Source organism: Cellulophaga sp. HaHaR_3_176, assembly GCF_019021925.1.
Classification (GTDB): domain Bacteria; phylum Bacteroidota; class Bacteroidia; order Flavobacteriales; family Flavobacteriaceae; genus Cellulophaga.
On the sequence record NZ_CP058990.1, the window covers coordinates 640,898 to 654,586 of the forward strand.

The window sequence follows — 13,689 nt, forward strand, 5'->3', positions numbered from 1 at the left end:
TTTAGTGTAACAACATTATTTATATTCTAAATACGATGTTTCTTCACTCCAGCCATTGAAAAAATAAATTAGTCTTCCGTTAGAATTATATTTATACGTACTTATTATTTTTCCATTTTTTAAAACATTAACCAAATTTCCTTTTTCGTCATATTTATAGTTAAGGCTTTTGTTAGGGTGAATGTATGAGTATTCCATTTTAGAATCTTTAGTGTATTTATATTCTAATAAAATACGCTTATTATCTTCAGAACCTTTTCTCACCTCCTGAATGCTTAGGATTAAATTTTCGGAATTATAATCAAACAAAAAACTAGATTGAAGACGTTCCTTTTTATTATAGACACTAAAGTTTTTAATTACTTTCAACCTATCTTTATTGTCGTACTCATATCTTGATATATTTTTTAAAATAGAATCTTCATATTCGGTATCAAAATCTTCTTTTTTAATAAGTTTATTTTCAGAATAATGATATTTGTAAATGTTATATGTTTTTCCTGAAGAATAATTTCTTCTAAAAAAAGATTTCATATTTCCATTTATATCATATTCTCTTATCGTATCTCCTTTTATAGTGGTTAATTGTCCGAAATTATTGTATTGATATAAATTCTCTTCTCCAAATCGATAATCTTTACTACCAGTATCATCAGGGCATTTTTCTATATATCCTATATTCAATCCCCAATCATTATAATACATCTGCTTACTACATAGTACGACACCTGCATTTTCTTTTATGTGACTATATAAAAACACAGGAAAAGTATGAGTATCTCCTCTTTTTTGATCTGAAGTGCCAAAAAAGATAATATTTTGAGCTTCAATCGGAAAGCCATAAGAAATAGATTTTTTTACTTTCAAATCAATTAATCGAGTTAGATTTCCTAAATTATTATAAAAGAAAACAGAATCTTTATTTTTTTGAACAGCAATATTTCCGTTACCATAATAACTTATAATTTCTTTATTTTGTGCAGTTGCACTTATGCTATAGGTTAAAAAAAGTAATAGTATAATTTTCATTTTTTATTTGTTGCTAACGATGTTGTATATAAAAGCTACAAGTTTAGGCATGCGAGTTTTTCCACAAGAAAACTAGATGTGGTAAATACATAATAACCTTTGGTTAAACCCTAAATTGAGGGTTCATTTTTATACATTGCTGTCGTTAGGTTTTTCTATTATATACATCTGGGTTATGTTTTTCCATATAAAATTCAGGATAGGATAATTCCGTAAAACCAAATTTCTTATAAAGCCATTCGGCTGTGTTAGTTAATAAAATCCATCGTCTTAATCCTTGAAGATCTGGATGGTTCATTATTTCATTTATCAACCATTTACTTAATCCTTTTCCTCTATATTCTTTCAAAACAAATACATCCCCTAAATATGCAATAGTTGAATAGTCTGAAATTATTCTAGCATAACCTATTTGTTTGTTTTTGTAATAAAGCCCAAAATTTAAAGAATTATCTATAGATTTTTTCAGCGTGTTTATTGGAATTCTGTTACTCCAGTCAGTTTCATTTGCAAGAAATTTATGAATACATAAAATATCTAATTTATCTTTGTCAGTTGAAATCGTATATTCATTTTTATGGGTTTCTCTTATTTCCAATTTAGTTTTTTTAATTAATGACAACGTCCAGTATTGATGAAATTAGGACAGGTGATAAGCATTGTCGTTTCAGTTTAATACTGAATATAAATATAAATAGTTTGGTTTTATCTTAATATACGTCGTATTTTATTTAACTAGCTTTGGTAATAAACACAAATGTCATATATTTTTTATACCTCGTTGGTCATAAATTTTTTCAATCCAATCATTTGATTTATTGCCATACATAAAACAATTAAAGCTATAGTCCCAAGTATTAAATTTCCTATTAACGTAATTTTAAATGGTGTAAATATTATTAAAATTAAGCTTCCTATTACCCAAGTATAGTCTTGAATAATAATCCAAATTACAGCTAATTTTCTTTGTTTCTTTATTTCATACCAGATAGTAAATGCAAAGTAAATTAGGATTAATCCAAGAATCCAAAAAACGGTATTATTGCTAGTACCAAATAGTTTTGCGATTTGTTGGTTTAATAAAATCATTATTGTGCCTGATGTACTAGAGAATAAAGCATTGATTTTTAAAGCTTTTTGTAGCTTATTCATTTGTCTGAAATTTTATTTAAGCAAATTTCTGTAAACAAGCTTTAATTTCTCTTGACAAATGATAGTTAATTCATTTTTCGTAACCTACTTAATGATTCTGGTGTAATTCCTAACATAGAAGCTATAAATTGTAGCGGAACATTTTTAAAAAGTTCAGGTTCTTCGTCTAATAAACTAAGAAACCTTTGTTTAGCTGTAGTATGTAGTTGAGAGAACATACTTTTTTCTAATAAAGCAAAAGAATTTGCTAGTAATATGTTATCAAATTCTAACCATTTAGGTTCTGCTTTGCTAAGTTTAAAATGATTTTCTCGATTGATGATGTAAAGTTTACAGTCAGTAATTGCCTGTATATTCCAACTGTTGTATGTTTCGAAAATAAAACTTGAAAGTGAAGTTATAAATTTACTATTGCTACCAATCCATAAGGTTATTTCTTTTCCATCTACAATGTCATACATTCTCATATAACCAGATTCAATAAATGCCATTTGCCGACAGATTTTTCCTGATTTGAGAAAGAATTCACCTTTAGTTATTTCTAATGGTTCAAAAACTGAAAGAATATTATCCATTGATTTTTCTTCAATGACTATTTGATTAAGAATACAGTTTTTTAATTTTTCCATTTTATTTAATGTCACGTTCTAAAATATGGCTACAAATTAATACTTGTTTTAAACGGTATTTAAGCACACATAATTAGGTGTTTTATACTTTAAAGATAAATGTATTTTTTTACAGTTTTATAATTTAATAGCGTTTGGTTTTCGCCACGCATATAACAGAATATTTTTTGTTTACCTTTTTTAATATTAAAGTCAAATAAAAAGATTAGGGGGGAACCTTACTAGAAATGATTAGATTTTATTTTAAGCACAAAACCCTTATCAATTATAGCCATTGTTGCCCGTAGGTTTTATTTTTTTAGTAAAAATCATAATATAAACTCCATTCATTTGTTTGGTCATTTTTAGCAAACATCAAACTTCCATTGTCAATTATATTTAGATTTATTTTTTCGTCAGACGTAATTTGAAATACAAATTCAAATCCGTCTCCAAAATCAATTCCAGATTGACAAAATGAAGGAAATCCACCAATTTTATGTTCATATTGATGAAAATCCGCAATATCATAGTAGCTTTCAATTTCCCCACTATTTTCAAGTTTAAGTATCTCGTCTTCCATTTCAGATGATAAACCACCACCATCCCAAATTGGGCAATCTTGTTTTTTTTCTGCTTTTAAAGGAAATTGTTTTATAAAGGATTTTGGATTTGATAAATCTTTAATCGTAATATCTTCCAAATTTTCATACTCTCTTATTATCCAATTTTCTCCCATTTTCTCAAAACATTCTGGATATTCATTTGAGATAAAAACTGTCAATAATTTTGTGTTCGATAACTTAGGATGAATAAAAGGTAAATTCGGAATATAAATTTGAGCTAATGGAAGCATTAATTCTCCATTTTTATCTGTCGGAATAGTTTCATCAGCTTTATATGCAGAAACCTTTCCGATCCAACTTTCTTGAATTGTATTTTCAGGTCTAAACCCACCAACGGTAAAAAGGGTAATGTCTTTAGAGATTTTTTCTTTTACTTCTTTAATTGTCAATTTTTTTCTTTTTTTAAATTACAGCTAACATTGTTAGCATTTCATTATTTTATTTTTAATGTCAATTTCTTAGTTATATCCATATAAATTTCTCTATCAGCAATTGAGAAAAGTAGCATTTCGGTATAGTAAAGCATTTTTTTAGCGTTTTGATCATCCCAAAGTTTTGCGCTAATTTCTTTTATCAACTTATTTAATTCTAAGTAAGCTTCATTTTCAGGAATATATTGGGATTTGTCTTTTTGACTAACGTATTTTTTTTTGTCCATTTCACTAATATCATTAGGTGAGTAATGGTCTATGTTTTTTAAACGAATTAGTACTGTCACGTCCTAAAATACGGCTACAGATTAATATTAGTTTTAAGCGGCATATTGATGCACGTAATTAGGTGTTTTATAATCTAAAGATAAATGCAATCTTTTAGAGTTGTATAATTTGATTGCATTTTTTGCTGCTTTTTTAGCATGTATCACGCTGGTAAAGGTTTGGTCAAGATAGAATTCATCTTTTAGAATACCGTTTACCCTTTCTGCTAGGGCGTTTTCATAGCAATGGTTTTCTTCAGTCATACTGATTTTAATTTTCTTTCTTTTTAGTATTTGGGTATAGACGTTACTGCAATATTGAATACCTCTGTCCGAGTGATGAATAAGTTGGTCAATGTTTTTAGCATTGTAAATAGCCTTATTTAAAGCTCTGACACACCCTTTTAGTTCTAGGCTATCACTTAGGTCATATCCAACGATTTTACGTGAGTACATGTCCGTGATCAATGCTAGGTAACAGAATCCTTTAATGGTTCTGATGTAGGTTATATCGGAAGCCCAGACTTGATTAGGTCTATTGATTTTCAAGTCTTTTATAATATTGCCATACTTGTAAAACCGGTGATATGAATTTGTGGTTCTAGAAGAATATTTTTTTCTTCTAACGAGTAATCGATTTTCTCTTAGGATACGGAACAGCTGGTCTCTACCGACTTTAAGGTCGTACTTTTGAAACTCATTTTTTAATGATCTCATGAGTTTTCTGGTACCTTCTCGAGGTAGTGTTCTTCTACTTTCCCGAACAAGTTGGATTACATCTTGTTCTATCTGTTTTTTGATAACAAAACGTTTTTGGAATTTGTAATAGGCATCTCTTTTCAGATCAAAGGCATTACAGATAGTACAAATTGAATAGAGCCTTTCATTACGGTTTATCGGTGCTACTTTCATTAGGGCTTTATGTTTAAGTTTTTTTTTAATTCTTCAACATCTCTATAGCCTAGGTTCTCGGCCGCTACCTCGAGATAGCTATCGGTCACCAGTTTGTCCAGGTCCTTTTTAATGAGAAGGTCCTTAAGTTGATTGAGCTCTTTTTGAAGGGCTTTGATACGGGAAAGTTCATCGTCTGTTTGCACGGTTACACGGGTATTCATTAAATCTTTACGATCATACTTTTTGATCCATACGTTTATAGTACTGGATTGAATACCGTAAGTTAATGCAATTTGTCTTTTGGAATGGTTTCCTTTGGTAAGTTCTGCCAAGACTTTGAGCTTAAAGCTTTCACTATAGCGTTTTACATATCCATCATTTTTATACATATACTTGAAGTGTTTTGTATACATATTTCAGGACGGGTCAAATTTGTGGGCAACGTTTAGGCTATGGTTAGTACGGGATTTAAAAGTAATTAATTTCCGAATAAGCACTTAGCCAAATCTTTTTATTTTGTTTTTTTCTTTTTTGTCTAAAATGCAAAGTCCATAAGATTTTGCGACCTACCAAAAACACACAGACTTTGGCAGATAAACCTCAAGTCCGGATTAATTATAGGCTTTGTTGTAAGGAGTTTTTATTCAATCTTTATACCGCTTTTTTCGGATTTACCTTTCTCAATTGCCCGAAATATTACGTCGAATAAAACTTTTCCATCTGAAGTAACATGATAATTTGATAGGTCGGTTATATCCGAACTAATATTATCTCCCCATGGGGGTTTTTTATTCAAATCATTTTTGTCCCAAACAACTTTTGATGGTTTAAATTTTTTTAATCGTTTTTGGATATCCTTGAGTTCTCGTTCCGCTTTTTCTAGATTTTCGTATTTCAGATTTCCATTATAAAATTCATTTAATACTATTGGATATTTTTTTCCAAAAAAACCTTTTGTAAGACGATATTCAATTGTATCAAAAAATGAAATCAAAAAATCGCTTGTCCCAATTTCATAGATGTAATGACTTGTACTTAAATGAAGACCCATATTTTCTCAAATTGCTTACAACGGTTAGTGTATGGAACGTAGCGTCTAAAAAGACACTAACTTTTCGGATAAACACAGAGCCGAATTTTTATATTTTGTTTTTTACTTTTCCATTTTAAAAGCCAAATCAACGATTTGGCGGACTTAAGTAAAAGTATGAATTTTCGGTTTAGTAGAATCTCCGCATTAACTATAGGTGGTGTTACCAACTTTTTTCTATTTTTTCTTTTAACTCAGGAGTTAGTTTTTCATATTCAGCGATTAAAGAAATCATTTTATCAACTCTTTTCCGAGCAGTATTCGGATCGTTATATTTTCCTTTTATTGATTTAAGAAACTTAGTTAAGCGAATCATATAATCTTCCAAATTTGATATTTGATTATTTATACATAAGTATTTAATTAAGTCAAAACTACCTTGTAAGCTATCTTGTGAAGTCATAAATTCGATACAACTTTTTTCAGTTTCGTGATTATAAAAAAAAGGAATTAAGTCAGATTCAATTACTTTTTTTAAATTTTCAGCAATTGGTTCTATTTCCGTAATATTTGTAATATTAAATTCATCACTTTCGAATTCGTCAGTTATTCTATTAATACTAAATCTATAATCAGCATACATTTCTGATTTTAAATCTCGATTTTCTGGTTTCAAACCATTGATTAAGATTCCACATCTGAAATAGAAGCGGAGTTGCTCGTGAGAATTTCCTTGACTTAATTGAAGTGTAGCTACCTGTTGTGTTTCGTTAAGTTTTTTGATAAAGTGATTTCCAGATTTTTTAAATCCAGCTTCCTTCAGTGCTGGGTGAATTCCACTTTTCACAATTTCTTTAAACTTATCTTTTATCATTTTTATCTAATTGTTGGTAACGTTTATGTATATGAAACGTAGCGTATAAATAGACGCTAAACTTTCGGATTGTACACGAGCCAAATTTTTTAATTTACTATTTATCTTATTTTCTAAAAATTTAAATTAAAAAATTTGGCGGACTTCGCAGATATGCCTGTACTTCCGATTAAGCACCAAAACCGCAATTATTTTTATACATCTTAAGTTTGTAATTCATTAAATTAGAAAGATAAACAGAAAGAACAAAAGAGAGGAATAAGATTATTTTATACGTAGAGACTACAGATCTCGTCAACATTGAAAATCCCCTCTCTTTTCTACACAGATTTTGTACAGTTCTATGAGGCTTTGACCTCGATTTTAAGTTGTTGAAACTCGCGTAGTTTGTCCTTTCAAAAAAAACATTTTCTTATGAATAAAGATATTAAATATTTTGGGATAGACATTAGTCATTTAGTATTTGATGTTACAGATTCCGATGGTAAATACTATCAGTTTAAAAATACTGTAACTGGTTTTAATAAGTTTGTAAAACTCTTAAGTAAAGAGAGCCATTGTGTAATGGAAGCTACAGGATACTATCATTATCAATTGGCTTATCATTTACTTGAATCAGGAGTAAAAGTATCGGTAGAAAATCCTTTATCAGTAAAGCGTTTTATACAGATGAAGTTATCTAAGATAAAGACCGATAAAAGTGATTCAAAACTGATTTGTTCTTATGCAGAACAGGTAGATTTAAAGTTATGGCAAGGAAATTCTAAACATCAAATAGAATGCCTGCAAATGACAAGGCTACTATCAAGGCTGACAAAACAGAGCACGATGCTTAAAAATAAATTACACGGAGAATCTGTATTGGGTAATCCAAGTAAAGCTGTTGTTAGTTCTATAAGACGTATTTTAAAACAAGTACAGCAAGAAATAAAGACAATAGAAGACAAATTATTAGATTTAGTAAAGCAAGTGCATCAGGATATTTTAACACGTTTAAAAAGTATACCCGGAATAGGAGATAAGACAGCGATTATGTTAATTGTTATAACCGATGTTTTTCAAAGTTTGAACACGTAGCACAGTTATGCAGTTACGTTGGAATTACGCCTACTATAAGGGAGTCTGGCAGTAGTGTTAAAGGTAGATCACGGATAAGTAAAGTCGGTAATAGAAAACTGCGCAATCTATTATTTTTATGTTCGTTTAATGCCTGTAAGCATAATAAAGCCTGCCGAGAACTTTATGAGCGCATAGTAAATAAAGGTAAAAGCAAGAAAGTTGCATTAATTGCTGTAGCAAATAAGCTGCTTAAACAATGCTTTGCTATTGCAAAATCAGGAAGACCGTATGATGAAACTTACGTTTCTGTATTGCCAAGATAAATAGAGAATACATAGCATAAAAAAACTCAAAGAATCAAGTTATTGAATCTTTGAGCCTAAACTATTAGTGTCTCAAATTATTGAAGAATTTGTTTGTTTTTTACCTCAGTTCTTTGTTGGCAAATCGTTATTTTATATACTCTCCATTTTCATAACGAATTGTTTCCAATAGATTTCCATCAATATCGTATAATTTCATTGTTCCATTTCCATTATTAAAAGTTCCTTTATCCAATTCTTTACCTTGACCATCATAACAAGAAATAATTCTTGTTAATTTTCCATCGTTCCATTCTCTTTCAGTATATAATTCTCCATTTGTATGATACCAAGTCCATTTTCCAATTCTTTTTCCGTGAATCAGAGTTCCAACTCCAGCTTGGTTTCCGTTATCGTGATAAAATTTCCATTCTCCATTTTGTTCATTGTTCAGAAACTCTCCGATTTGTTCTAATTCTCCATTATTATGAAACCATTTCCATAGTCCAGTCCTTTTTCCGTTATTATATTTTCCTCCACCTTGAAAATTTCCATTTTTGAAGTAGTATTTCCATTTACCGTTTTTTTGTCCATTAGAAATTTTCCCAGTCTTTTCAATCATTCCATTTTCGTAATATTCTTTACTTGTACTACAAGAACTAAAAATCACTATCAGAATTAGGAAAAAAATTTGTTTCATAAAATGCACTTTCTTTAATGTTTGCCAACGTGATTGTGTATGGTTAGTTGCGTGTTTCAGCAACTAATTTAGTAAACAAAAACGAACGCGAGAAAATTCCGAAGGAATTTTCCAAATAGGCAACGACCAAAGCAATTAATTATACATGGTGTTGTACGCTGGCTTTAATTCCGCTATAAATGGTTAAATTCAAATTTTAATATTTGTTCTTTCAAGTGAATTTCACCTTCGATAGGCTCATTCCCATCTTCCATATCCAAGAATTCAAATCCATAATCAGTCCGAAACCAACTTCCTCGATATTTAGTTTTTAATAATGAATCGCCTACCACTTTGAAAAATTCCATATTCTCATTTCCTGCAATTCGATATCTACCTCTTTCGCTTCTGAACCTTTTTAATTGGTCAAAGTATGGTTCCGATTCGATTTGATTTATAATTCGGTCAAGTTTTGCTTTATTCAGTTTGATATTAATATTCAGAGTATAGTCGCTTTCAAATCCATTGTGCGATATGTCTTCATCTTTAATAACTTCATAGTTTTCGCCAAGGTCAATATTCAATTCATTTTCTAGTAAGATTATCCGCTTTTCTTGATTTGAGCAGGAAGCTAATAAAAATGTGAGAAGTAAGAATTTAAAAATGTATTTCATTGGTTTTTCAGCTTGCGTACAACGTACGGATAACCGTATAATTACGGTTATTTCTGTTTTATATGTATGTGAAATATTATTTTAAACAACATTTTCTATAATTTCTTGTACAACTTCTGGGTTTAATAAAGTGCTGGTATCACCAAGGTTAGAAATATCATTACTCGCAATTTTACGTAAAATACGACGCATAATTTTTCCACTTCGTGTTTTTGGTAAGCCAGAAACAAACTGAATCTTATCTAGTTTAGCAATTGGCCCAATATGCTCTGTAATCTGCTGATTTATTTCTTTTCTTAAATTATCTCGATCTCTAGTTTCGCCAGTTTCTTTTAAAATAACATAACCATACAATGCATTTCCTTTTACATCATGTGGGAAGCCTACAATTGCAGATTCTGCTACTGCTGGGTGCTCGTTAATAGAATCTTCTATTGGTGCAGTTCCTAAATTATGACCAGATACAATTATAACATCATCTACACGCCCTGTAATACGGTAATATCCTACAGCGTCGCGCAAAGCACCATCACCTGTAAAATAATTATTTTTGTATGCCGTAAAATAGGTATCTCTGTAGCGTTCGTGATTTCCCCATATAGTACGTGCCATTGATGGCCAAGGAAATTTTATACACAAACGCCCATCTACTTGGTTTCCTTTTATTTCATTACCCTCTTCATCCATTAAGGCTGGTTGTATGCCTATAAATGGTAATGTAGCATAGGTTGGGGTAGTGGGGGTTACATATGGTATTGGCGTTATCATAATTCCACCAGTTTCTGTTTGCCACCATGTATCTACAATCGGACTTTTCTTTTTACCTACATTGTTATTATACCAATGCCAAGCTTCTTCATTTATTGGTTCACCTACCGAGCCTAGTACTTTTAAGCTTGATAAGTCATGCTTTTCTATATATTCTAAATTTTCTTTGGCTAAAGCTCTTATAGCCGTTGGTGCGGTATAAAATTGATTTACCTTATGTTTTTCAATCACTTCCCAAAAACGACCAAAATCAGGGTACGATGGTACCCCTTCAAACATTACTGTTGTAGCTCCGTTTGCTAATGGGCCATAAACGATATAAGAGTGACCAGTAATCCACCCAATATCTGCAGTACACCAATACACATCGTTTTCTCGATATTGAAAGACATTTTTAAAAGTATATGCTGTATATACCATATAACCACCTGTAGTATGTACCATACCTTTGGGTTTACCTGTTGACCCTGAGGTGTATAAAATAAAAAGAGGATCTTCTGCATCCATTATTTCTGCCACACAATCTCCATAAGCATCGTCTAAAAGTGGTTGCAACCATTTATCACGGTCAGCTTTCATGGGTATGTCTGTATTAATACGTTTAGCGACCAAAACATTAGTTACACCAGGACATTCTTCTAAAGCTTTATCTACAATACCTTTTAAATCAATTGTTTTAGCGCCCCTGTACGAACCATCAGAAGTGATTACCATTTTACAATCAGAATCGTTGATTCTTGCAGATAATGCATTTGATGAAAAACCAGCAAAAACTACGGAATGTATAGCACCTATTCTAGCACAAGCTAAAACAGATACAGCCAATTCAGGTATCATAGGTAAATAAATACACACGCGATCACCTTTTTTTACACCATGATCTTTTAAAACATTTGCCATACGGCAAACTCTCTCATGTAGTTGATAATATGTAATATGCTCAGCCTCTTCATTAGGGTCGTTAGGTTCAAATAAAATTGCTGTTTTATCGCCTCGTGTAGGTAGGTGCCTGTCAATACAGTTTTCTGTAATATTCAATTTAGCGCCTTCAAACCATTTTACTTCTGGTTTACTAAAATCCCAACTTAAAACGGTATCCCATTTTTTACGCCAAACAAAATGCTCTTCGGCTATTTCTTCCCAAAAAGCTTCTGGGTTTCTTACTGATTTTCTATAAACTTGAAAATATTCTTCTAAATGTTTGATATGGTAATTACTCATCTAAAACTTTTTTAAATTTTTTAATGTCCCGTTGCTTCTCCCGCGCCACTAGGTATTCTTATATCTTCTACAATGTCTTGAACCTCTTGCGGTGGTTTTGGTGTAAATTTCATTACAACTATAGCTACTATAAAGTTAGCAATCATAGCAATACTACCAAATCCTTCTGGTGAGATTCCTCCGTTTCCGAAATTAAACCAGTATTCTGCAGGCGTACCTCCGCCAAACCACCCGAATTTGAATTTTGTCATATAGAAAAGCATAAATAAAGTGCCTACAATCATACCTGAAATAGCACCTTCTTTATTCATTTTTTTATAAAAAATACCCAGTACAATGGCTGGGAAAAATGAAGCTGCTGCTAAACCAAATGCTAAAGCAACTACTGCGGCAACAAACCCTGGTGGGTTTATACCAAAATAGCCAGCAATAACAACAGCCACAGTTGCCGATATACGAGCAGCCCATAATTCGCCTTTGTCCGAAATGTCTGGTTTTATAATTTTTTTAATCAAATCATGAGATACAGAGGCAGAGATAACTAAAAGTAACCCAGCAGCTGTAGAAAGCGCAGCCGCTAATCCACCAGCAGCAACTAATGCTATTACCCAAGCAGGTAAATCTGCAATTTCTGGGTTTGCCAATACCATAATGTCATTATCAATAGTCAATTCATTCTTAGCTTTATCGGCTACGTATTGAATTTTTCCATCATTATTTTTATCATCAAAAGCCAATAAACCAGTGTCTTCCCAATTTTTAAACCATTGTGGCATGCTTGAATAGGCCTTGTTGCTTACAGTATTAATCAAGTTTGTTTTTGCAAATACAGATACAGCAGGGGCTGTAGTATATAAAATAGCGATTAATAATAATGCTATTCCTGCCGATTTACGAGCATCTTTTACTTTTTTAACAGTGAAAAAACGAACAATTACATGCGGTAAGCCTGCTGTACCGACCATTAATGCTAGTGTAATTGCAAATATATCGATGGTAGATTTTGAACCGTCGGTATATTTATTGAAGCCAAGTTCGGTAGATAGACCGTCTAGTTTATCTAAAAGAAACATTCCTGAACCGTCATTTACTGTAGATCCCATGCCTAATTGCGGAATAGGGTTTCCTGTCATTTGTATCGATATGAAAATCGCAGGTACCATAAAGGCGAAAATTAGTACGCAATATTGTGCTACTTGAGTATAAGTGATACCTTTCATTCCGCCTAAAACAGCGTAAAATAAAACAATCACCATTCCGATGATGACTCCTGTATTAATATCTACTTGTAAAAACCTTGAAAATACAACACCCACGCCACGCATTTGCCCTGCTACGTATGTAAAAGAAACAATTAATGCACAAATTACAGCAACGATACGAGCAGTTTTTGAGTAATACCGATCCCCAATAAAATCAGGAACAGTGAATTTTCCGAATTTACGTAGATAAGGAGCTAGTAGTAATGCTAATAATACATAACCACCAGTCCATCCCATAAGGTAAACAGAACCATCATAGCCAGCAAAAGAGATTATACCTGCCATAGATATAAATGAAGCAGCAGACATCCAATCGGCAGCAGTAGCCATTCCGTTTGCTAATGGAGAAACACCGCCACCAGCTACATAAAATTCTTTTGTAGAACCAGCTCTAGACCAAATTGCGATTCCGATATAAATAGCAAAAGTGATGCCCACTAATACATAGGTCCAAGTTTGAACACTCATAAGTATATGTTTTTAGTTGGTAGTTTATTCGTTGTATCCATATTTTTTATCAAGCTTATTCATTAATCTAATATAGATGTAAATAAGAATAACAAAAACGTAAATAGAACCTTGTTGGGCAAACCAAAAACCAAGTTTAAAACCACCAATTTGTATTTGGTCGAGTGCATCTTTAAATAAAATTCCAGCTCCGAATGAAACAGCGAACCAGATGGCTAGAAGAATAAATAAATATCGGACATTTTCCTTCCAATAAGCAGTTGCTTTTTTTTGTTTTTCGGACATTATAAAGGTTCTTTTAAGTTGAGTTATAATGTTCTAATATAATAATTTGTAGCGAGATAGG

At 31.5% G+C, this 13,689-nt stretch carries 15 protein-coding genes and 1 pseudogene; 1 reads left to right on the forward strand and 15 read right to left on the reverse strand.

Annotated elements, in window-relative coordinates; genetic code table 11:
• Positions 1 to 15 precede the first annotated feature (15 nt).
• From H0I23_RS02855 to H0I23_RS02900, 10 genes are all read right to left on the reverse strand, one after another.
• Positions 16 to 1,029, reverse strand: a complete 1,014-nt coding sequence (locus H0I23_RS02855; protein WP_216784964.1) for a hypothetical protein — start codon at positions 1,027 to 1,029, stop codon at positions 16 to 18.
• 145 nt (positions 1,030 to 1,174) lie between these two features.
• On the reverse strand, positions 1,175 to 1,627 hold the full coding sequence (locus H0I23_RS02860; RefSeq protein ID WP_216784965.1) for a GNAT family N-acetyltransferase: 453 nt from the start codon (positions 1,625 to 1,627) through the stop codon (positions 1,175 to 1,177).
• 173 nt (positions 1,628 to 1,800) lie between these two features.
• The gene (locus H0I23_RS02865; RefSeq protein WP_216784966.1) at positions 1,801 to 2,181 is read right to left on the reverse strand and encodes a hypothetical protein; all 381 of its coding nucleotides are present in this window, start codon (positions 2,179 to 2,181) and stop codon (positions 1,801 to 1,803) included.
• Between the two features lie 65 nt (positions 2,182 to 2,246).
• The gene (locus tag H0I23_RS02870) at positions 2,247 to 2,810 is read right to left on the reverse strand and encodes a Crp/Fnr family transcriptional regulator (protein ID WP_216784967.1); all 564 of its coding nucleotides are present in this window, start codon (positions 2,808 to 2,810) and stop codon (positions 2,247 to 2,249) included.
• Between the two features lie 298 nt (positions 2,811 to 3,108).
• Positions 3,109 to 3,804, reverse strand: coding sequence for a DUF1963 domain-containing protein (locus tag H0I23_RS02875; protein ID WP_216784968.1), 696 nt, complete (start codon positions 3,802 to 3,804; stop codon positions 3,109 to 3,111).
• A gap of 44 nt (positions 3,805 to 3,848) precedes the next feature.
• Complete coding sequence (locus H0I23_RS02880) at positions 3,849 to 4,133, reverse strand: hypothetical protein (RefSeq protein ID WP_216784969.1); 285 nt, start codon at positions 4,131 to 4,133, stop codon at positions 3,849 to 3,851.
• 33 nt (positions 4,134 to 4,166) lie between these two features.
• Positions 4,167 to 5,024 carry an IS3 family transposase gene (locus tag H0I23_RS02885; RefSeq protein WP_216783348.1) on the reverse strand — a complete coding sequence of 286 codons (858 nt, stop codon included), beginning with the start codon at positions 5,022 to 5,024 and terminating at the stop codon, positions 4,167 to 4,169.
• A complete protein-coding gene (locus tag H0I23_RS02890; protein WP_254073593.1) occupies positions 5,024 to 5,419 on the reverse strand; it encodes a transposase in 396 nt (131 codons plus the stop codon). The genes H0I23_RS02885 and H0I23_RS02890 overlap by 1 nt, the downstream gene beginning before the upstream one ends.
• Positions 5,420 to 5,646: 227 nt before the next feature.
• Positions 5,647 to 6,057, reverse strand: a complete 411-nt coding sequence (locus tag H0I23_RS02895; RefSeq protein WP_216784970.1) for an immunity 70 family protein — start codon at positions 6,055 to 6,057, stop codon at positions 5,647 to 5,649.
• A gap of 202 nt (positions 6,058 to 6,259) precedes the next feature.
• Entirely contained in the window at positions 6,260 to 6,910 is a 651-nt protein-coding gene (locus tag H0I23_RS02900) for a DUF4304 domain-containing protein (protein ID WP_216784971.1), read from the reverse strand.
• Between the two features lie 414 nt (positions 6,911 to 7,324).
• Here H0I23_RS02900 and H0I23_RS02905 point away from each other — a divergent pair.
• Positions 7,325 to 8,292, forward strand: a pseudogene (locus H0I23_RS02905) (IS110 family transposase).
• Between the two features lie 127 nt (positions 8,293 to 8,419).
• On the opposite strand, the gene H0I23_RS02910 reads toward H0I23_RS02905, so the two are convergent.
• From H0I23_RS02910 to H0I23_RS02930, 5 genes are all read right to left on the reverse strand, one after another.
• Entirely contained in the window at positions 8,420 to 8,971 is a 552-nt protein-coding gene (locus H0I23_RS02910) for a toxin-antitoxin system YwqK family antitoxin (protein WP_216784972.1), read from the reverse strand.
• Between the two features lie 173 nt (positions 8,972 to 9,144).
• Positions 9,145 to 9,624, reverse strand: a complete 480-nt coding sequence (locus H0I23_RS02915) for a hypothetical protein (protein ID WP_216784973.1) — start codon at positions 9,622 to 9,624, stop codon at positions 9,145 to 9,147.
• Positions 9,625 to 9,705: 81 nt separating this feature from the next.
• Positions 9,706 to 11,613, reverse strand: a complete 1,908-nt coding sequence (acs, locus tag H0I23_RS02920; RefSeq protein WP_216784974.1) for an acetate--CoA ligase — start codon at positions 11,611 to 11,613, stop codon at positions 9,706 to 9,708.
• A gap of 20 nt (positions 11,614 to 11,633) precedes the next feature.
• Positions 11,634 to 13,343 carry a sodium:solute symporter family protein gene (locus tag H0I23_RS02925; RefSeq protein ID WP_216784975.1) on the reverse strand — a complete coding sequence of 570 codons (1,710 nt, stop codon included), beginning with the start codon at positions 13,341 to 13,343 and terminating at the stop codon, positions 11,634 to 11,636.
• Positions 13,344 to 13,367: 24 nt separating this feature from the next.
• Complete coding sequence (locus H0I23_RS02930) at positions 13,368 to 13,628, reverse strand: DUF4212 domain-containing protein (RefSeq protein ID WP_216784976.1); 261 nt, start codon at positions 13,626 to 13,628, stop codon at positions 13,368 to 13,370.
• Between the last annotated feature and the right edge of the window lie 61 nt (positions 13,629 to 13,689).